This window comes from Micromonospora sp. NPDC048898, assembly GCF_043198035.1.
Lineage (GTDB): Bacteria > Actinomycetota > Actinomycetes > Mycobacteriales > Micromonosporaceae > Micromonospora.
This window is the reverse complement of record NZ_JBICUF010000001.1, coordinates 801651-820617: the sequence shown is the minus strand read 5'-3', so window position 1 is coordinate 820617 and position 18967 is coordinate 801651. Positions and strand designations below refer to the sequence as shown.

At 72.6% G+C, this 18967-nt stretch carries 18 protein-coding genes; 5 read left to right on the top strand and 13 right to left on the bottom strand.

The window, feature by feature from the left end; translation table 11 throughout:
• Positions 1-8: 8 nt before the first annotated feature.
• From ACGFIQ_RS03845 to ACGFIQ_RS03835, 3 genes are read right to left on the bottom strand one after another with little or no spacing between them, the layout of a single operon-like run.
• Positions 9-1793 (bottom strand): FtsX-like permease family protein, encoded by a 1785-nt coding sequence (locus ACGFIQ_RS03845; RefSeq protein ID WP_393238722.1) that lies wholly within the window; start codon positions 1791-1793, stop codon positions 9-11.
• A 1-nt stretch (position 1794) separates the two neighbouring features.
• Positions 1795-2517, bottom strand: a complete 723-nt coding sequence (locus ACGFIQ_RS03840; RefSeq protein WP_393238718.1) for an ABC transporter ATP-binding protein — start codon at positions 2515-2517, stop codon at positions 1795-1797.
• The gene (locus ACGFIQ_RS03835; protein ID WP_393238715.1) at positions 2514-3053 is read right to left on the bottom strand and encodes a PadR family transcriptional regulator; all 540 of its coding nucleotides are present in this window, start codon (positions 3051-3053) and stop codon (positions 2514-2516) included. The genes ACGFIQ_RS03840 and ACGFIQ_RS03835 overlap by 4 nt, the downstream gene beginning before the upstream one ends.
• Before the next feature lie 103 nt (positions 3054-3156).
• Here ACGFIQ_RS03835 and ACGFIQ_RS03830 point away from each other — a divergent pair, with 103 nt between their 5' ends.
• Entirely contained in the window at positions 3157-6408 is a 3252-nt protein-coding gene (locus ACGFIQ_RS03830) for an ATP-binding protein (protein WP_393238712.1), read from the top strand.
• Positions 6409-6469: 61 nt separating this feature from the next.
• Here ACGFIQ_RS03830 and ACGFIQ_RS03825 read toward each other — a convergent pair whose 3' ends face one another.
• The 3 genes from ACGFIQ_RS03825 to ACGFIQ_RS03815 are packed head-to-tail and all read right to left on the bottom strand — an operon-like array spanning position 6470 to position 8920.
• Positions 6470-7327 (bottom strand): ABC transporter permease, encoded by an 858-nt coding sequence (locus ACGFIQ_RS03825; RefSeq protein ID WP_393238709.1) that lies wholly within the window; start codon positions 7325-7327, stop codon positions 6470-6472.
• Positions 7324-8337 (bottom strand): ATP-binding cassette domain-containing protein, encoded by a 1014-nt coding sequence (locus tag ACGFIQ_RS03820; protein ID WP_393238706.1) that lies wholly within the window; start codon positions 8335-8337, stop codon positions 7324-7326. The genes ACGFIQ_RS03825 and ACGFIQ_RS03820 overlap by 4 nt, the downstream gene beginning before the upstream one ends.
• Positions 8338-8362: 25 nt before the next feature.
• Positions 8363-8920 (bottom strand): NADPH-dependent FMN reductase, encoded by a 558-nt coding sequence (locus ACGFIQ_RS03815; RefSeq protein ID WP_393238703.1) that lies wholly within the window; start codon positions 8918-8920, stop codon positions 8363-8365.
• Between the two features lie 131 nt (positions 8921-9051).
• On the opposite strand from ACGFIQ_RS03815, the gene ACGFIQ_RS03810 reads away from it, so the two are divergent.
• Positions 9052-9567, top strand: coding sequence for a GNAT family N-acetyltransferase (locus ACGFIQ_RS03810; protein ID WP_393238699.1), 516 nt, complete (start codon positions 9052-9054; stop codon positions 9565-9567).
• Between the two features lie 24 nt (positions 9568-9591).
• Here ACGFIQ_RS03810 and ACGFIQ_RS03805 read toward each other — a convergent pair whose 3' ends face one another.
• Together ACGFIQ_RS03805 and ACGFIQ_RS03800 are read right to left on the bottom strand one after the other, a co-directional pair.
• A complete protein-coding gene (locus tag ACGFIQ_RS03805) occupies positions 9592-10578 on the bottom strand; it encodes an aldo/keto reductase (RefSeq protein ID WP_393238696.1) in 987 nt (328 codons plus the stop codon).
• 80 nt (positions 10579-10658) lie between these two features.
• Positions 10659-11411, bottom strand: a complete 753-nt coding sequence (locus tag ACGFIQ_RS03800) for an SDR family oxidoreductase (RefSeq protein ID WP_393238694.1) — start codon at positions 11409-11411, stop codon at positions 10659-10661.
• A gap of 102 nt (positions 11412-11513) precedes the next feature.
• Between ACGFIQ_RS03800 and ACGFIQ_RS03795 the strand changes: the two genes are divergently transcribed.
• Positions 11514-12356, top strand: coding sequence for a helix-turn-helix transcriptional regulator (locus ACGFIQ_RS03795; RefSeq protein ID WP_393238691.1), 843 nt, complete (start codon positions 11514-11516; stop codon positions 12354-12356).
• Positions 12357-12450: 94 nt separating this feature from the next.
• Here ACGFIQ_RS03795 and ACGFIQ_RS03790 read toward each other — a convergent pair whose 3' ends face one another.
• Positions 12451-13302, bottom strand: a complete 852-nt coding sequence (locus ACGFIQ_RS03790; RefSeq protein ID WP_393238688.1) for an aldo/keto reductase — start codon at positions 13300-13302, stop codon at positions 12451-12453.
• 101 nt (positions 13303-13403) lie between these two features.
• Positions 13404-14363: a LysR family transcriptional regulator gene (locus ACGFIQ_RS03785; protein WP_393238686.1), complete on the bottom strand. Its 960-nt coding sequence runs from the start codon at positions 14361-14363 to the stop codon at positions 13404-13406.
• 51 nt (positions 14364-14414) lie between these two features.
• Between ACGFIQ_RS03785 and ACGFIQ_RS03780 the strand changes: the two genes are divergently transcribed.
• On the top strand, positions 14415-15335 hold the full coding sequence (locus tag ACGFIQ_RS03780; RefSeq protein ID WP_393238683.1) for a serine hydrolase: 921 nt from the start codon (positions 14415-14417) through the stop codon (positions 15333-15335).
• 153 nt (positions 15336-15488) lie between these two features.
• On the top strand, positions 15489-16466 hold the full coding sequence (locus ACGFIQ_RS03775) for an MBL fold metallo-hydrolase (RefSeq protein ID WP_393238680.1): 978 nt from the start codon (positions 15489-15491) through the stop codon (positions 16464-16466).
• Between the two features lie 40 nt (positions 16467-16506).
• Here the strand turns inward: ACGFIQ_RS03775 and ACGFIQ_RS03770 are convergent, their stop codons facing one another.
• From ACGFIQ_RS03770 to ACGFIQ_RS03760, 3 genes are read right to left on the bottom strand one after another with little or no spacing between them, the layout of a single operon-like run.
• Positions 16507-17046, bottom strand: coding sequence for a DUF1697 domain-containing protein (locus ACGFIQ_RS03770; RefSeq protein ID WP_393238677.1), 540 nt, complete (start codon positions 17044-17046; stop codon positions 16507-16509).
• 29 nt (positions 17047-17075) lie between these two features.
• Positions 17076-17744 carry a response regulator gene (locus ACGFIQ_RS03765; RefSeq protein ID WP_393238675.1) on the bottom strand — a complete coding sequence of 223 codons (669 nt, stop codon included), beginning with the start codon at positions 17742-17744 and terminating at the stop codon, positions 17076-17078.
• Positions 17741-18901, bottom strand: a complete 1161-nt coding sequence (locus ACGFIQ_RS03760; RefSeq protein WP_393238672.1) for a sensor histidine kinase — start codon at positions 18899-18901, stop codon at positions 17741-17743. The genes ACGFIQ_RS03765 and ACGFIQ_RS03760 overlap by 4 nt, the downstream gene beginning before the upstream one ends.
• Positions 18902-18967: the final 66 nt, after the last annotated feature.

Here is an 18967-nt window from a genome sequence, read left to right as displayed (position 1 = left end):
TCTGCCGGTCAGGTCGCCGTGGACCGGAGGGTGTCCGCCACCGGGCGACGTGCGGCGGCCAGAGCGGGGACGGCGGTGAGCGTGGCGACCGCGACCAGGACGCCAACGGCTGTGCTGAGCGTCCAGGAGACGGGCGGGTATCGCTCGCCGTCGAAGAAGAGGTACAGCCCGATGCCGAAGGGGATCCCGACGGCGACGCCGGGGATGGCGGGGAGCAGTTGCGCCACGGCCAGCCCCAGGCCGGCCTGGGCGGGGGTCGCGCCCAGCGCGCGGGCGACCGCCAGTGGGTGTCGGGTGTCGAGGACCGCGGTCCAGGTGCTCACGACGGTGTTGAGCAGCGCGAGGAAGCAGGCCACCCCGGCGACGATCAGCATGGCCTGGAGGGTTCGTTCGTTGCGGGGGTCGGGCAGCTCCGAGTAGCCCAGGTTCAACGGATCGTCGTCCTGCGCCAGGATCGTGAGGACGGCGGCGAGCGCCGCCGTGGTGATCAGAGTGTTCACGGTGACGAGGCGGGCGCGGTGCGGCCGGCGCGCGTTGATGCGTACCCCGATCAGCAGCGCGGTGGGCAGCCGGCGCGACAACCAGATCGTCCACCGCCGGCGACGCGGTGGGGTGGGAACGTCGGCCAACGCCTCGATGGTGCTGGTGGCGGCGGCGCGTAACACCGGCCCCAGGCTCGCCGCGACGGCGAGCGCGAGGGCGAGCGCGGTGGCGGTGACCACCACGTGCAGCGGCGGGTTCACGCCGACCGAGCCGACGAATCCGGCGCTGGAACGGAACAGCACGGGCGCTGCGAACCAGCCGATGGCCAGCCCGGCCCCGGCGGCGGCGAGCCCGATCACGAGGTACTCGGCCAGGTGGACGGCGGCGATCACGCCAGGCCCGGCACCGATGGCCTTGAGCAGCCCCACCCGGCGACGCCGGGCGATGACCCGGCCCGCGACGATGCCGGCGATGCCGACCACCGCGAGGCCGGTCAGCAGCCACGCGCCGACCACCAGCGCCGTCTCGGCCTGCCGGTTCTGTCGTCCGCTGCTGTGGGCGATGTCCTGCGCGGACCGGAAGCTCCAGCCGCGGAAGCGGGGATCGCCGCCCGACGGGCGGATGGCCCCGGCGCCGGCATCGCGGTCGACCAGTTTGAGGTTCAGGGTGTACGACAGCGGCTGGCCCCCGGCGAGGGTGGCGATGTCGCCGTGGTCGACCCAGACCAGGCCGCCCTTCTCCACCAGGTTCCCGCCCGGCAGGTGCCAGTGGACCTGCGGGTACACCGGCCGGGCGGCGGTGACCGCGAACCCGGTCACGTGCAGCGGGTGGCCGTCGACGCTGACCGTGTCGCCGAGGTGTATGCCGAGGGCGTCGGCGAAGGTGCGTTCGACGACCACGCCGCCGGGGCGTACCCAGGTGCCGTCGGTCACCGCCGGCCGGTTGACCGCGGCCGGTGCCTGGTCGCGGCCCTCGACGATGACCCGGACCGTCGTGTCGCGGGCGGTCAACGCCAGGAAGACCAGTGGGTACGGCCCACTGTGCTCGGTGACGCCGGGCAGGGTCGCCAGCGGGGCGAGCGCGTCGAGGGCCTGCGGACCGGTGAAGCCCGGCTCCACCACGAGGTCGGGTCCGGCGGTGGCGGCCCGGGTCCGCTCGTACGGGCGGGTGACGAGCTCGGTGAGGGTGAGGCCGAGGGTCATCGTCGCGGTCGCGGCGGTGATGGCGACCAGCAGCAGGACGTTCTCGGCCCGGTGTCGACGCAGGTGCCGCGTCAGCAGTCGACACATGAGCAGCAGGCGGCCCGCCACGTCAGCGCGCCTCGCCGTAGACGGTGCCGGTGCTGGCGAACAGGCTGTCGTCGGCGAAGGCCCCGTCCCGCATGGAGATCATCCGGTCGGCGACCGCCGCGATGCGGGCGTCGTGCGTGACCACCACGAGGGTCTGCCCGGTGTCGCGCAGCTCCTCGAACAGCCGCAGCACCTCCAGAGTGGCGGCACTGTCCAGGTTGCCGGTCGGTTCGTCGGCCAACACCACCTGCGGCTCGTTGCTCAACGCGCGGGCGATGGCGACGCGCTGGCGCTGGCCTCCGGAGAGAGCCGAGGGCAGGTGCGCGGCGCGGTCGGCCAACCCGACCTGGTCGAGCAGGTGCAGGGCTCGGCGGCGTGCACGGCCGGGCGACCGACCGGCCAGCAGCGCGGCCATCTCCACGTTCTCCACGGCGGTGAGTTCGTCCATGAGGTGGAAGGACTGGAAGACGAGACCGACGGTGTCGCGCCGCAGCCGCGACAGTGCCCGTTCACTCATCGTGTCGATCCGGCGACCGGCGAGCCACACCTCACCGTCGGTGGGGCGCTGCAACCCGCCGAGCAGGTGCAGCAGCGTGGACTTGCCGCAGCCACTGGGCCCCATGATGGCCAGGGACTGGCCGGCGGGCACCTCCAGGTCGACCTCGTCGACCGCGCGTACCAGCGCGTCGTCCCAGCCGTACCACTTGGACAACCCCCGCGTCCGCAACGCCGTCGACCCGCTCATGCCCCCGCCTTCCGTCCCGCTCGAACACGCTCGGACCACGTGCGCTCGCACGCCTCCAGCCACTCCAGATCAGCCCGCAGCCGCAGCACGACGCCCTCCAACAGCAACCCGGCGACCGGATCCACCGACCGCTCCAACGCCGCCCGTTGCGCGTCGCGCAGACGGCGCAGCACCTCACGCCGCTGCGCGTCCACCAAAGCCACCGGATCGGCCAGCCGGGCAGCCGCGGCGGCGACCAGCTTCAGGTGGAACTCCGTGAGGTCGGGCTTCGGCCAGCTCACCTCGGTCAGCCAGCCGGCGACCCGCTGCTGCCCGGCCGGGGTCAACGCGTAGACCCGTCGGTCGGGCCGGTCCGGCAGGCCCTCGGCTCGCTCCGAGGTCACCAGCCCGGCCTTCGCCAGCCGGGCCAGCGTCACGTAGATCTGACCCGCGTTCATCGCCTCGCCGAGCGGGCCGAGCGCGTCGCGCATCCGGCTGCGCAGCTCGTAGCCGTGCGCCGGCTCCTTGGCCAGCATGGCCAGCACCACGTCCTGCACCCAGACACACCCCTCGAATCGACAGCTAATAGATAACGGCTAGCTATAACCCTGTCAAATCTCGACGTTCGGCGTCGGAGGGTTCCAGTACCGTCTGGAAACCATGGACGTGCGGCGCGGCGACGCCATCATCGGACGGGATCACCCCGCGGCTCTGCTGCGCGCCGAGCTGGACCGGGCCGCCACCAGCCACGGTGGCCTCGCCCTGGTCACCGGCGAGCCCGGCATCGGCAAGACGACCCTCGTCACGTCGGCGGCGCGGGAGGCCCGGCAGCGTGGCGCGTTGGTGCTCGGTGCCGCCTGCTGGGATTCCGACAGTGCCCCCGGCTACTGGCCGTGGGTGCAGGTGCTGCGCGGTCTGCGGCGCTCCGCCGACGACTGGGCGGTGGCGCGACCGGACGCCGAACCGGCCCTCGCGGCCCTGCTCGGCGAGAACGACACCGGCAAGGAGCAGGCCGGCCGCCGCACCGGCTGGGCCGGCGGCGAACCGGGTGGGGACAGCACCGACCAGGAGACGTTCGCGCTGTACGACGGGGTGACCGCCGCCCTGGTCGCCGTCTCCCAGCATCGGCCGGTCGTGGTCATCCTCGACGACCTGCACTGGGCCGACCCGGCCTCACTGCGGCTGCTGAGCTTCGCGGCCCAGCACACCTGGTTCGAGCGCCTGCTGCTGATCGGCACCTACCGCGACGCCGAGGTCGAGTCGGGTGAGCACCCGCTGCGCCCGCTGCTGATGCCGCTTGTCGCGAAGGCCACCACCATCACCCTCACCGGCCTCTCCCGGGACGAGGTGGCCGCGCTGATGGCCCGGACCGCCGGGCGGGAGCCCGACGCCGACCTCGTCGACGAGGTGCACCGGCGTACCGGCGGCAACCCGTTCTTCATCGAGCAGACCGCCCGGCTGTGGCATGCCGACGAGGCCGCGGACACGATCGCGCCCGGCGTACGGGAGGCGGTGCGACGTCGCCTGGCCCAACTGCCCCCGCCCGTGGTCGAGGCGCTCACCGTCGCCGCCGTCCTGGGTCGGGAGTTCCACCGCCAGGTCCTCGCGGCGTGCGTGACCGCCCCCGTGGCGCAGGTCGACAGGCTGCTCGACCGTGCGTTGACCGCCCGGCTGGTGGTCGCCAGGGGTGGCGGCCGGTTCGCCTTCGCCCACGATCTGGTCCGCGAGACGCTCTACGACGGTCTGGCCGACGACGACCGGCAGGCCCGGCACGGCACTGTCGTCCGGGCGGTCGACGACCTGCGGGAGCTGACCGATCTGCTGATCCCCGCCGACCTCGCCCGGCACGCCTACCTCGCCGGCCCCACGCTCGACCGGGCCCGGCGGGCCACGCTGCTGGTCGCCGCCGGGCGCGACGCGTTCGCCCGGCTCGGCACCGACGAGGCGGCGGTGCACTTCCGCCGAGCGCTGGAGGTCGTCGAGGACCGGGAGCAACGGGTGCGGATCCTCGTCGAGTTCGGCGAGGCGCAATATCACCACGCCGTCCGGGAGGAGGCCGGGCAACTGCTCACCGAGGCCGGGGCGCTGGCTCGTACACTCGACAACCCGGTGTTGCTGGCCCGCGTCGCCCTCATCGTCAATCGCTCCCGCCAGGTGGAGACCGTCGACTCGGCCGACGCGGCGGAGTTGGTGCACGACGCGTACCGGAAACTGATCGGCGAACCGGACACCGAGGCGACGGTCGGCACACTGATCGCCGACCTGATCACCGCCACCGAGACGATCGCCCGCCGAGGGCAGGACGACGAGGCGCTGACGTTCAGCCTCTGGGCCCGCCACGACACCACCTGGGGCCTGGGCACCGCGGCGGCCCGCGCCGCGCTGACCGCCGAGATCCGGGATGTGGCCCGCCGTACGGCAGACCGGGAGACCGAGCTGTGGGCCACCTCGCTGCGCTGGGTGGCGCTGCTGGAGTTGGGCGACCCTCGCTTCAACGAGGAGTTCACCGCCTTCGTCAGCGTGGACCGGCGGGACGATTTCGCTCGGCACCGGATCGCGGTAGCCGTCGACAGCGGGATCATCGCGGCCTTCCGCGGTGACTTCGTCGAGGCCGACACGAGGTTCGCCGACCTCACCCACCCGAGCCATGCCGAGTTCGGGTTCATGGGGCATCACCTGCGCTGGTCCCGGCTGCTGCTCCAGGGCCGGCACGACGAGGCCGACACCCTGCTGGACGGCCTGGCCCCGATGGACTACCCCTACCGGGAGTTGCTGCGGGCCATCACCGCGGCGGAGCGTGGCGACGACGCCACGGCACTCCGGCTGACCGCGGGTATCGAGGCCGCCGCCATCCGGTACCCGCGTCCGGTGTCGCCACTCTGGCTGCGGTTACGTGCGCAGGTCGCCGCCGCGTCCGCCGACCCGGAGCGCTGCGACGCCGCGCGGGCCGAGCTCACCCCGCACCGTGGAGAGTGGACGGTGGGGCTCTTCGGCTGCGACATCAGCGGGCCCGTGGACCACTGGCTGGCGCTGATCGACGCCGCCCAGGAGCGCTGGGACGACGCCGTCGCCGGCTTCACGGCCGCCCGGGACTCCGCCGACCGGCTGGGCTCGCGCCCCTGGTCGCTCATCGCCCGCGTCGGCCTCGCGAATGCCATCGCCGGGCGGGGACACCCGGGCGACGCCGCGACGCTGGCCGCGCTGCGTGCCACCACCGCCCAGGAAGCAACAGCTCTCGGCATGACGCAGGTGCTCCGCCAACTCGCCACGACCTCGACCGCTGCGGCCGGGCCCACCGCCACCGCACACCAGGGCGTCGCGCCAGGCCAGGCTTTCGCGTCCGGTCAAGCCGCGTCAGCCGTCGAGGGGTACGAGTTTCGGCGCGACGGGCCGGTCTGGCAGCTCGCGTACGCCGGTGTCGTGGTGCACCTGCCCGACGCCAAGGGCCTGCACGACCTGCACCTGCTGTTGAGTCGGCCGGGCAGTGACGTGCCGGCCGTGGAGTTGCTCGACCCGGCCGCCGGGCCGGAGTTGGTCGCCGCCCGGCGGATGGGTGCCGACCCGGTCCTCGACGACGAGGCGAAGGCCCGCTATCGGCGGCACCTGGCACGTCTCGACGAGGAGATCGATCGGGCCGCCGCACGCGACGACGACCGGAAGGTGGCCGCGCTGGACGCCGAACGGGGTGCGTTGCTCGACGAGCTGCGTGCCGCCGCGGGGCTGGCCGGGCGGAGTCGCCGCCTGGGCGACGAGGCCGAGCGGGCCCGCAAGACGGTGACCGCGCGGATCCGGGACACGCTCCGCAAACTCGACGGTCGGCACCCGGCCCTCGCCAGCCACCTGCGCGACTCCGTCTCCACCGGCAGCACCTGCCGATACCTGCCGCCCGAGCCGCTGCCCTGGCGGCTCTGACCCCACCCCCGCGCTGCCCACCCCACCCCCATCGCGGGGGCGGGGCGGGGTGGCGGGGCTGTTAGCGGCGGTTGTAGCGGTACATGGTCAGGGTGCCGAAGACGAGGAGGAAGCCGGCGCTCCACACCAGCAGCCACATCGTGGCCGTCGGGTCCGACTCGCCGCTCATCGCCCCGCGGATCGCGGCCACCAACTGCGTCACCGGGTTGACCTTCACGAACGCCTGGAGCCAGCCGGGCATGGTGCTCGGGTCGACGAAGACGTTGCTCAGGAACGTCAACGGGAACAGCACCATCATGCTGACCCCCATCACCGACTTCTCGCTGCGCAGGATCAGCCCGAAGAACGTCCACACCCAGGAGAACGCGAACGAGAAGACCACCAGCAGCCCGATCCCCACGGCGGCACCGACCACCCCGCCGGCGGGGCGGAACCCGAGCACCAGCCCCAGGCCCAGGATCACCAGGGCGGCGAGGATGTAGCGCAGCACATCGCCGAAGATCATGCCGACCAGGGCCGCCGGGCGCCAGACGGGCAGCGTCCGGAACCGGTCGAAGATGCCCTTCTCGATGTCGGTGTTGAGGCCGATACCCGTGTACATGGTGATCATCACGACGCTTGTCACCATGATGCCGGGAAGGAAGAACTGTAGGTACTCACGGGGGCTGCCGGCGAGCGCACCACCGAACAGGTACGTGAACATCAGCACCATGATGACCGGGAACGCGGTCACGTCGAAGAGCTGCTCAGGCACGTGCTTGATCTTCAGCATGGCCCGCCAGCCGAAGGTGAGCGACGCGCTCAGCGCGCTGGGCCGGGGCGGCCGGGCACTGGGCGCGAGCACTGTCGCCAGCGCCTCGGCGGAGGGGACGTAGACCGTCGGTGCCCGTTCGGTCGTGGTTGTCGTGGCGTTGCTCATCGGGCTGCCTCCAGTTCGTCGTCGCGCTCGTCGGCCGGCACGGCGGGGTGGTCGGTCAGGGCCAGGAAGACCTCGTCCAGGCTCGGCTGACCGAGGGAGAAGTCGTCGACGACGATGCCGGCACGGGCCAGGTCGCCGAGCGCACGAGCGGCCTGGGCGCTGGCGTCGAGGTCGGTGCCGGCCTCGCCGACCCGGGCCGTCAACGCCACCGGGTCGGCGGCGAGCTGCACCGGCACGTCGAGTGCCTCCCGGAGCAGCTTCTCCGCCTGGGGCCGTTGACCGGGATCCCGAAGTCGCAGGTGAACGGTGCCGGAGCCGATCGACGACTTCAGCTCACCCGGGGTGCCCTCGGCGATCACCCGCCCGTGGTCGACGACCGCGATCCGCCCGGCGAGCTGGTCGGCCTCGTCGAGGTACTGCGTGGTCAGCAGCACCGTCGTGCCGTGCGACACCACCGCCCGGATGATCTCCCATACCTGGTTGCGGCTGCGCGGGTCGAGGCCGGTCGTCGGCTCGTCGAGGAAGAGCAGATCGGGGGTGTTGAGGATGCTCGCGGCGATGTCGATGCGCCGCCGCATCCCACCCGAGTACTTCTTCACCTGGCGGTCGCTCGCCTCGGTCAGGCCGAACGCGGCGAGCAGGGCCGCCGCGCGCTCCCGGGCGGCCGGCTTGCGCAGGCCGAGCAGGCGGGCGAGGAGCACCAGGTTCTCCGTACCGGTCAGGTCCTCGTCGACCGAGGCGTACTGGCCGGTGAGGCTGACCCGGGAACGGACCTGGTCGGCGGCGGTGACCACGTCGTGCCCGAACACCCGTGCCGAGCCTCCGTCGGGGCGCAGCAACGTGGCGAGCACCCGGACCGCTGTGGTCTTGCCCGCCCCGTTCGGGCCGAGCAGGCCGTAGACGGTGCCGGCGGGCACCTGGAGGTCGATCCCGGCCAACGCCCGGGTCTCCCCGAACGAGCGGGTGAGCCCCTCGGCCTCGATGGCCAGGCCGGTGCTGCGTCTACTCATGATTCGTGCCTTTCGTCAGTTGTCGTCAGGAGGCGTAGGGGCGGGCGGCACGGCCCTCGCGCAGGGCCAGACCCCACCAGCGGAGTTGGTCGAGCAGGACGCTGGCGTCGCGGCCCACCTGGTCAGTGTCCTGCGATGTCGGCTCGCCGGCGAGCAGGTCGATCCCGACGACGTCGCGCACCGTCATCGCGTGCAGGGCGGTGAAGACCGTGCGTAGCTGGTCGACCGCGTGCCGGCCGGTGGATCGACAGCCGTACGCCACGAAGCCGACCGGTTTGGCCTGCCACTCGTCGTACGCGTAGTCGATGGCCTGCTTCAGGGGCGCCGGGAAGCTGTGGTTGTACTCGGGGGTGACCACGACGAACGCCTCCGCCCGCCCCACCTCGCTGACGAACGCCCGGATGGACGCGGTCGGCTCGGCGGGGTAACGGCCCGGAAAGTCGTACTCGGTCAGGTCAACGACAGTCACCGCCAGGTCGTCGTGCCGCACGGCCTGGTCGACGAACCAGCGGGCGACCCGGTCGCCGGCCCGCCCCTCCCGGGTGCTGCCGATGATCACGGTGACCCGTAACGGTGTCATCATCGCCACCCCCTTTCACCCACAAGGCGCGAGACAGCGGCCAGCCGCCCGCTAGATCCGATCTAGCGGGCGGCGTTTCGGGGTGGAATGTCGGTCGGGATCGGCTTGACTGTGGTCGACGAACAGGGGATGGGATGGTTCAGGTACGTATCGACCCGTGGCGCGAGGAGGACCTCGACCTGCTGCGGCGGCTCAACACCCCGCAGACGCGCAAGCACACCGGTGGCCCGGAGAGCGACGAGCAGGTGCTCGCCCGGCACGAGCGTTACGTGCACTTCGCCGACGACGGCCAGGGTTGCATGTTCGTCATGGTCCTGCCGGACGGGTCACGGGTGGGCAGCGTCGCGTACTGGGCCCGGCAGTGGCGGGAGCAACAGGTGTACGAGATGGGCTGGGCGGTGCTGCCCGCGTACCGGGGGCAGGGGCTGGCCAGCGCGGCGGTGCGTGCGGTCGTCGACGTGGCCCGCACCCGACGGGACCGGCGCTACGCCCACGCCTACCCCTCGGTGGACAACCCCGCCTCGAACGCGGTCTGCCGCAAGGCCGGGTTCACGCTGCTCGGCGAGACGGATTTCGAGTACCCGCCGGGGCGGCTGATGCGTGCCAACGACTGGCAGCTCGACCTGACCGCCCCGCCGACCGAGGGCTGAGGTCGACGGGGCGGCTGGTGCGGGTCACCAGGTGGTGTCGAGGCGGTGCCGCTGCTCGGCGGTCAACTCCAGGTCCACCGCTGCCAGGCTCTCCTCCAGTTGTGCCACCGAGGAGGCACCCACCAGCGGGATGGACGGCAGCTCACCGCCCAGCAACCAGGCCAGCACCACCTGGTTGACAGTCGCGCCGGTCTGCCTGGCCACGTCCCGCAACGCGTCCAGTCGCCGGGGCGCGCTGGGCAGGTCGTACGCGGCGCCCAGCGGCTTGTCCGCCCGGGTGAACGCCCCCTTGAGCAGTGGCGAGTACGCCACCAGGGTCAGCTCGGGCTCGGCCCGCAGGTAACTGAGCAGGTCACCGCCGACACCGCCCGGCTCACCGTCCGGATCCAGCTCGCTGACCAGGTCGGTGCGGTTCGGCAGGTAACTGCGGTGGTACTGGAGCACCTCGTACCCCGGCAGGCCGGCGGCGGCGGCCAGTGCGCGGGCCCGCTCCACCCGCCAGGCTCGGTGGTTGCTCGCGCCCAGTAGGCCCACCGTCCCCTCGGCGACCAGCTCGGCGAAGCCTTCGACGGTCTCCGCGAGCGGCACCGTCCGGTCCTCGATGTGTGCGTAGAGCAGGTCCAGCCGTTGCACACCGAGCCGGTCCCGGCTGCGCTCGGCCGACTCGCGGATCACCTTCGCCGACAGGCCTTCGGCGTTGTCCAGGTAGCTGGTCCCCGGGGCCAGTGGCCGGGCCCCCAGCTTGGTGGCGATGACGATCTCGGTGCCGACGCCCCGGCTGCGCCGCCACCGTCCGAGCAACTCCTCGCTCTGCCCGCCCTGCGAGCCGTCGACCCAGAACGCGTAGTTGTCCGACGTGTCGATGAACGTGCCACCCGCCTCGACGTACCGGTCGAGGATCGCGTACGAGGTGGCCTCGTCGGTGGCGCTGCCGAAGAGCATCGCGCCGAGGCTGAGCACGCTTACCTCGCGCCGGGTCGCCGGGTCGGTGCCGATCGTGCGGTACCGCATGGGATCTCCTCTCGTGCGCCCTGCCGGTGGGCGTACCGGTCACTCTGCAGGCTGGAGTGCGCTCCAGGTCAAGCGCTGAGTCACCAGGGCAGCACCCCGTACCCGCCGCCGGTGTCCATCTGGAAGCCCCAGAGCAGCCCGCTCGGCCCGTCGGCGGGCAGCGTCGCCAGGTGCACGCTGACCTCGGCGCCCTGCTCGGCGGTGCGGAAGCCGTGGTGGCTGTTGAAGTCGGTGGCGCAGTAGCCGGGGTTCGCCGCGTTCACCTTGATCGGGGTGTCCCGCAGCTCCTTCGCGTACATCGCGGTGAGCATGTTCAGCGCCGCCTTCGACGACGGGTACGGCACGGAGGTCAACGCGAACAGCGCGCTCGCCGGGTCGGTCATCACCGCGATCGAGCCGACCTCGCTGGAGACGTTGACGATCCGGGCCGCGGGTGCCCGGCGCAGCAGTGGCAGCAGCGCGTTGGTCACCGTCGCCACCCCGAACACGTTCGTCTCGTACACCCCGCGCAGTGTCGCCACAGTCGTCTCGCTGGGCAGCCCCCGCTCTCCGTCGACGAGGATGATGCCGGCGTTGTTGACGAGCACGTCCAGCCGGCCGTACTCCGTCTCCACCAGTTTCGCGGCTGCCGCCACCGACTCGGCGTCGGTGACGTCCAGCGGCACGAAGCGGGCGTCCGCGCCGCCGTCGCGCAGCTCCCGCTCGGCTGCCCGACCGCGTTCGGCGTCGCGGGCACCGACCAGCACGGTCATCCCGAGGGCGCCGAGCTGACGGGCGGTGGCGAAGCCGATCCCCTTGTTGGCCCCGGTGATCAGGGCGATCATGTTCGTCATGCCGTCGAGCCTGTCCGCGCCGGCGGCCCCGGGGGAGAGCCTGCCCGAGGCTGGGACCGGCGGTACCACCCTCGCGAGCCAGGTCCGGGGCATGCTGGAGGTATGACGAGCAGCGGCCTGCGGCGGGACGAACTGGCAGCGTTCCTGCGCACCCGCCGCGCCCGCCTGAGCCCCGCCGAGGTCGGCCTCCCGGACGGGGTACGCAGGCGCACCCCCGGGCTGCGTCGGCAGGAGGTCGCCCAGCTCGCCGGCATGTCGATCGACTACTACATCCGGCTGGAGCAGGGCCGTGGGCCGCATCCGTCCCGGCAGGTGCTGGCCTCGATGGCGCGGGCGCTGCTGCTGAGCCGGGACGAGCGCGAGTACCTGTTCCGGATCGCCGGGGAGAATCCGCCACCGACCGCCGGCCCGAGCCGGGAGGTGCCCTCCGGGCTGCGGCACCTGCTCGACGCCATGACCGAGACCCCGGCGTACCTCGTCGACGCCGCGTACCACGTGTTGGCCTGGAACCGCCTGGCCACGTACTTCGTGGGGGATCTCGCGGCGGTGCCCGACGCGGACCGCAACATGATCCGCTGGACGTTCCGGCAGCCGGCGACCAGCGCGCACTGGGCCGATGCCGAGGTGATCCGATTCGTGCGCGGCACGGTCGCGGACCTGCGGGCCGCCTACGGCCGCTACCCGGCCGATCCGGCGATCCGCGACCTGGTCACCGAGTTGCTCGGCACCGCACCCCGGTTCGCCCAGCTCTGGGCGGAGCACGACGTCGCGGAACGCCGCCCCGTCGTCAAGCGGGTGCCGCATCCCGACCTGGGGCAGTTGGAGTTCGAGTGCCGCGTCCTGCTGGTGCCGGAGACCGACCAGCGGATGATCGTCTACGTTGCCGAGCCCGGATCGCCGACCCACGCGGTGTTCCGCCGGATCGCCGAGCGCGTCGGGTCATGAGCGCCCGCAACAGCGTGATGCCTCAGGGTCATCATGATGACCCTGAGGCATCACGCTCACCGGGGACCTGCCCGCCTGCGGCCGGCGGCTCAGGTCACTTGGGTACGTAGGCGAAGGTGTCCGGGTTCGGGCCGGTCCGCCCGGCCTCGCCCTTGTTCAGATTGGTGATCCGCTCCATCGCCGCGTCGTCCAGCTCGAAGTCGAAGATCCGGGTGTTCTCCTCGATCCGCTTCGGAGTTGTCGACTTCGGGAAGATGATGTCGCCGCGCTGCACGTGCCAGCGGAGCACCACCTGCGCCGGGGTGCGGCCGACCTGCTCGGCGATGTCGACAACTGTCGGGTCGTCGAGCACCTTGCCCTGCGCGATCGGCGACCACGCCTCGGTGGGGATGTTGTGCGCGCGGCCGTAGGCGCGGACCTCGTCGTTGGTGAAGTACGGGTGCGCCTCGATCTGGTTGACCGCCGGCACGACGCTCGCCTCGTCGGCCAGCCGCTCCAGGTGCGGCACCTGGAAGTTCGACACGCCGATCGAGCGGGCGCGGCCGTCGCGCTGGAACTCCTCCAGCACCTTCCAGGTCGAGACGTAGTCGCCGTCGTACAGGGTCGGCAGCGGCCAGTGGATCAGGAAGAGGTCGATGTAGTCCATCTTCAGCGCCGCGAGCGTCGAGTCGAACGCCCGGCGGGCGTCGTCGGGGCGGTGGAAGCCGTTGTTCAGCTTGCTCGTCACGTACACCGAGCCCCGGTCGAGGCCGGACACGCGGACCGCCTCGCCGACCTCGGCCTCGTTGCCGTACATCTCGGCGGTGTCGATGTGCCGGTAGCCCGTCTCGAGGGCCGTCGTCACCGCCGCGACGGTGTCCTTCGGCTCGATCTGGAACACCCCGAAGCCGAGCTGCGGAATGGTGGTGCCGTCGTTCAGGCTGATGTCGGGAATCGTGTTGGGCACTGCGGCTCCTTCGCGTCTTCGTGTTCGATCTTCCATCCTTACCCGCGGGGACGTGTCGTTCACCGCACGACCTCTGGTGACGAGCGCAACGGTCGAGACGTTCACCCGGTCGTGTCGAAGAGCACCGGCCAGGGCCGGGCCGCCGGCACCGACGCCGGCACGGGCGCGACGGGCTCGGCATCGGCCAGCACCTCGGCGGCGAGCTGCCCGAACATCGACGCCGCCGGGTGTGCCGACCGGGCCGGCCAGGCCGCCGAGGTGCGTCTGACCAGCGAGGTGTCGGAGAGCGGTCGCCAGGCGATCCGGGGTTCGCGACGCGCCACCGCCGCCGGTTCCACGGCCACCGCACCTCCGGCGAGCACGAGCCCGAAGAGGAACTCCGGGTTGCGGGCCGGCCGCACCCGGGCCGGACGCCAACCGTGCTGCCGGCACACCGTCAGCAGGTGGTCGTGCCACCCGGGCGCGGTCGCCCGGGGCGCGGCCACCAGATCCAGCCCCGCCAGCGACGCCAGCGCCACGTCACGGCCGCGGGCCAGCGGCGAGGCGCGCGGCAGCAACACCCCGAGGGGTACGTCGACAGGTGCGCCGAACCGCAGCCCGTCCGCCGCCACCGGGTGGTGCACCAGCCCCACGTCCAGGGTCCGCTCGGTGAGCATCCGGGTCTGCTCGGCGGTGGTCAGCTCGTGCAGCTCCACGTCCAGGCCGGCCGCCCGGGTGGTGAGCCGGTCCAGCAACGCGCGCAGCGTCACCGCGGGCGTCTCCGGCGGCACACCCGCCCGGAGTACGCCCAGCTCACCGGCCCGGATCTGCCCCATCAGGCTGCGCAGCCGGCCCGCACCGGCGAGCAGCTCCTCCGCCTCGCCGAGGAGCAGCTCACCGGCGGTGGTGAGGCGTACCTGGCGGCGGGACCTGTCGAACAACTCGACGGTCAGCTCCCGTTCCAGGCGCTGGATCGACTGGCTCAGCGGCGGCTGGGCCATCCCGAGCAGCTCCGCGGCCCGGCCGAAGTGCAACTCGTGTGCGACCACCACGAAGTGCCGCAGGTGCCGGAGCAGATCCACGGCCGGACCCTACGCCAGCACCGGCCGGGTGCCGCTGGATACCGTGCCGGCGTGGACGTCAACGAGCGCATCGAGGCCATCTTCACCGCCGTCGGGGTGACGGCCAGCCTGCACGCCGTCGACCTGGACGCCGTGGACCTGACCGTCGACGGTGGCGGTCTCGGCGGCGGCGGTCCGGAGGTCGGGGTGCGGGCCGACGAGCAGGTGGTGATCGCCTCGATCTTCAAGATCCTGCTGGTGTTGGAGTTCGCCCGGCAGGTCGAGGCCGGTCAACTCGACCCGACCGAACGGGTCCTGGTCACCGCCGCCGACCGCCTCGGCGGGTGGGGCCTGGCCGGTTGCACCGACGACGCCGAGGTGTCGCTGCGCGACCTCGCGTACTTCGCCATGTCGGTCACCGACAACACGGCCGCCGACCTGTTGCTGCGCCGGGTCGGTCCGGATCTGCTGCCGATGCTCGCCGCCGAGCTGGGGCTGACCCGTACCCGCGTCCTCGGCGGCCCCCGGGACCTGGTCGAGATGATGCTCACCGACGTGGGCGCGCGTACCGAGGCGGAGTTCGCCCGGATCTTCCCCACGTTGCCGGCGGACCGGGTCCGGGCCATGCGGGTCTTCGACCCCGCGCGCACCACCTCCAGCACCGCCCGGGAGATCACCCGGCTGCTCACGCTGATCTGGCGGGACGAGGCCGGGCCGGCGGCGGCGTGCGCGATGGTCCGCACCTGGATGGCCCGGCAGATCTTCTGGACCCGGCTGGCCGCCGGCTTCCCGCCCGGCGTCCGGGTCTCCGGCAAGACCGGCACCCTGCCCGGCCTGCACCTGGAGGCCGGGGTCGCCGAATACCCCGACGGCGGCCGGTACGCGATCGCCGTCTTCGCCCGCGCCGACCGGTTGGCCCCGCGCCGCATGGACGTGGACCTGGCGATGGGAGAGGCCGCCCGCACGGCCGTCGAGGCGCTGCGCGGCGACTGATTTCGTGACCTCTCGCGCGTCCGCGCACCGCCGCTGGGCTGCTCCGATATGCGCTGCCGTATCGGAGCCGACGGCCTTTCGTCTTGGACCGGGGCATGGTGGCGCTGGTTGGCTCGGGTCGACCGATCGCCCGACCACGGGGAGTAACTCCGCATGCCCAGTCTCGACCGCCGTCGCTTCCTGCGCGACGCCGCCGCCACCACCGCACTTGTCTCCGCCGGTGGCCTCGCCGCCGGCTCCGCCACCCCGGCCCAGGCCGCGTCGCCGGCCGCCGCACCCACGCCGACCGCCCGGCGCCGGGGCGCGGTCAGCTTCCGCTGGTGGGGTACGGCCGGCTGGCGCGTCGACATCGCCGACCGGACCGTTCTCGTCGACCCGTTCCTCAGCCGGATCAACACCGGGCTGTTCACCGGCGCGTTCCGGACGGACACCCCGTTGACCGTGCGCACCGACGTGATCGACACGCGTGTCGACCGGGCCACGACGGTGCTTGTCACGCACACGCACTGGGACCACTTCATGGACGTGCCCCACATCGCCACGCGCACCGGCGCGCGGGTGTTCGGCACGCTCACCGCGTACCACCTGGGGTTGGCCTACGGGGTGCCGTCGACGCAGCTCAGCGCGGTCAAGGGTGGGGAGGTGCTGGACTTCGGCGACCACAGCGTCGAGGTGGTCGGCTCGCTGCACAGCCGCAACCCGTCGTACTCGGTGGCCTTTCCGGGGGTGCGGGTGGCCCAGCCGCCGCAGCCGGCGACCATCGCGGACCTGCCGGAGGGCGACACGCTGGGTTACCTGCTGCGGGTCGACGGCGGGCCGGCGGTCTACTTCACCGGGGCCAGCGACGTCGCCGAACGCAACCTCACCGGGCTGGCGCCCGACGTGGCGATGGTGGCCATGCAGAGCGCCACCACCACCGGCGACTATCTGCCTCGGCTGCTGGCCGGCCTCGACTACCCGAAGGTCATCGTGCCGGTGCACTACGACAACTTCGAGACCCCGTTGCGGAACCCGCCGGTCGTCGCGCCGGCCGACCGCACCCGGTTGAACGACATGATCGCCGCGGTGCGCCGGATCTCGCCGCGCAGCCGGGTGCTGGTGCCCGAGTACGAGACCGCGTACCACTTCTGACCGGTGTCGGTGGGGGTCGCGGGGCCGCGACCCCCACCCGTCAGGCGGGGGCCAACTCGGCCAGGGCGCGCACCGACTTCCAGTTGCGGGTGGTGGCCACCACGCCGAGCTTCTTCTCCAGGTACGCGTTCGTGAACTTCGACCGCCCGTAACCGCCGTCGACGAAGTGCAGGAAGACCTCCCGACCGGTCACCGTGAACGACACGTTCTCGCCGCCGGGCACGGCCAGCGCGTCCACAGTGGATTTCCGCGGCTCGGTCGCGAGGAACGCCACCAGCAACCTGGTCGGGTCGTCCTCCCGGTCGGCGTACGGGTTGCCGCCAGCGATCGCCGCCAACTCCCGGCCGCTGCGCACCAGCACCGGCACGGTCAACGCCAGCTCGTCGGTGAGCGCCCGCTCGATCCCGGCGGCCAGCTTCTCCGCGTCGCGCACCGTGCTGCCGAAGGCCACGTTGCCGCTCTGCAGGTACGTCCGGACGTCCTCGTGCCCGAGGTCGGTGACGATCCGACGCAGGTCGGCCATCGCCAGCCGGGTGGTGCCGACGTTGACCCCGCGCAGCAGGGCGACGTAGCGGGTCAAGGCTCCTCCAGGGTTCGTGACCGACCGGCTCAGCGTAGGCTGCCCGGCCCCACCAGGCCCGTCTCGTAGGCGACGATGACCAGTTGCGCCCGGTCCCGCACCGCCAGCTTGGTCAGCAGCCGCCCGACGTGCGTCTTGACGGTGGCCGGGCTGAGGTTGAGGTGCGCGGCCAGCTCCGCGTTGGACAGGCCGCGGGCGATCAGCGCGAGCACCTCCCGTTCCCGCTCGGTCACCCCGTCCAGTTGGCGCGGCAACGGCCGGGCCGGCTCGGCCCGCCGGGCGAACTCGTCGATCAGCCGGCGGGTCACCGTCGGCGCGAGCAGCCCCTCCCCGGCGGCGACCACCCGGATCCCGGTCAGCAGGTCCGCCGGTGGGGTGTCCTTCAGCAGGAAGCCGCTGGCTCCGGCGCGCAGCGCACCGTAGACGTACTCGTCCAGGTCGAACGTGGTCAGGATGACGACCCGGGTGTCGCCCGTCGCCGGGCTGGCGCAGATCCGTCGGGTCGCCTCGATGCCGTCCATCTCCGGCATCCGTACGTCCATCAGCACCACGTCCGGCCGGTGCTCTTCGGCCAGCGCGACGGCCTCCACGCCGGTGCCCGCCTCGCCAACAGTGGTGCAGTCCGGGGTCAGGTCGACGAGCAACCGGAAGCTGCCGCGCAGCAGCGCCTGGTCGTCGGCGATCAGCACCCGGATCACGCGGCCACCCGGTAGGGCAGGCGGGCCGTCACCGCGAAGCCCCCGTCGGAGCGCGGCCCGGCGCGGAACTCCCCACCGTGCAACGCCACCCGCTCCCGCATGCCGATCAGGCCGTGGCCCTCCCCGCCGACCAGGACCGGCCGCCGGCCGTCGTCGATCACCTCCACCCGCACCTCGGCGGGCGAGACAGTCACCATCGCCTGGCAGGCGGCCGGCGCGGCGTGCTTCACCACGTTCGTCACCGCCTCCTGCACGATCCGGTAGACGGCGAGGCCCACCGACTCGGGCACCGCGCCGACGGCTTCCTCCCGTCGCACGTCGAGCCGCACGTCGACGCCCCCGATCGCCGCCTGCCGGGCCAGCGCCGGCAGCTCGTCCAGGCCGGGCGTCGGCGCGTACGGGGTGGTGCCCTCGCGCAGGACACCGAGCACCCGGCGGACGTCGGTCAGCGCGTTGCGGCTGGTCTCCTCGATCACCCGCAGGGCGGCCCCCGCCTCCCGGGGATCGGCCTCGGCGACGTGGTTGGCGACGGCCGCCTTCACCACGATGAGGCTCAGCGTGTGCGCGACCACGTCGTGCAGCTCCCGTGCCACCCGCAGTCGTTCCTCCGTGGCGGCCTGGCGGACCAGGTGGTCGCTCTGCCGGGTGGCGAGGGCGCGACGCTCCCGCAGCAGCCAGCCGATCAACCAGGCTGGCGCGATCATGACTGTCGCGTAGACCACCGCCCCGGTACGCGACCACAGGTCACCGGCGGTCAGCACCAGGCCGACGCTGACCAGGGCGAGACAACCGGCCGCGCTGAGCACCGACCGGCGGGTGGCCGTCAACGTGGCGACCGTGTAGAAGGACAGGCCGATGGCGAATGCCGGCGCGGCGGCGGCGAAGTTGGGAATCACCCCGGTGACCAGCGCCCCGGTGGTGCCGGCGCTGATCACGAGCGCGACGGCGATCGGCCACCGCCGCCGGACGGCCAGCGGCAGCCCGAGGGTCATCCCGACGAGCACGGACACCCAGAGCGGCTCGCGTACGCCACCGTGCAGTGGCGACTCCAGCGCCGCGTACGGGCAGAGGAACCCGCCGACCGCCAGGGCGAGCACGGCGTCCACGAGGTAGAGGTCCACCGGCCGCAGCCGCCGGGTCAGCAGGAGAGCGGTCACGCCCCAGACGGTATCGGCCGGCCGGATCGACCGCGTCCACCCGTGGGCGGTCATCCCGCAGGACGA

Excerpts from the sequence above, each read along its gene's own strand:
- ACGFIQ_RS03840 (WP_393238718.1), bottom strand. The coding sequence starts at position 2,517 with ATGAGCGGGTCGACGGCGTTGCGGACGCGGGGGTTGTCCAAGTGGTAC.
- ACGFIQ_RS03830 (WP_393238712.1), top strand. The coding sequence starts at position 3,157 with ATGGACGTGCGGCGCGGCGACGCCATCATCGGACGGGATCACCCCGCG.
- ACGFIQ_RS03825 (WP_393238709.1), bottom strand. The coding sequence starts at position 7,327 with ATGAGCAACGCCACGACAACCACGACCGAACGGGCACCGACGGTCTAC.
- ACGFIQ_RS03820 (WP_393238706.1), bottom strand. The coding sequence starts at position 8,337 with ATGAGTAGACGCAGCACCGGCCTGGCCATCGAGGCCGAGGGGCTCACC.
- ACGFIQ_RS03815 (WP_393238703.1), bottom strand. The coding sequence starts at position 8,920 with ATGATGACACCGTTACGGGTCACCGTGATCATCGGCAGCACCCGGGAG.
- ACGFIQ_RS03810 (WP_393238699.1), top strand. The coding sequence starts at position 9,052 with ATGGTTCAGGTACGTATCGACCCGTGGCGCGAGGAGGACCTCGACCTG.
- ACGFIQ_RS03805 (WP_393238696.1), bottom strand. The coding sequence starts at position 10,578 with ATGCGGTACCGCACGATCGGCACCGACCCGGCGACCCGGCGCGAGGTA.
- ACGFIQ_RS03800 (WP_393238694.1), bottom strand. The coding sequence starts at position 11,411 with ATGACGAACATGATCGCCCTGATCACCGGGGCCAACAAGGGGATCGGC.
- ACGFIQ_RS03795 (WP_393238691.1), top strand. The coding sequence starts at position 11,514 with ATGACGAGCAGCGGCCTGCGGCGGGACGAACTGGCAGCGTTCCTGCGC.
- ACGFIQ_RS03775 (WP_393238680.1), top strand. The coding sequence starts at position 15,489 with ATGCCCAGTCTCGACCGCCGTCGCTTCCTGCGCGACGCCGCCGCCACC.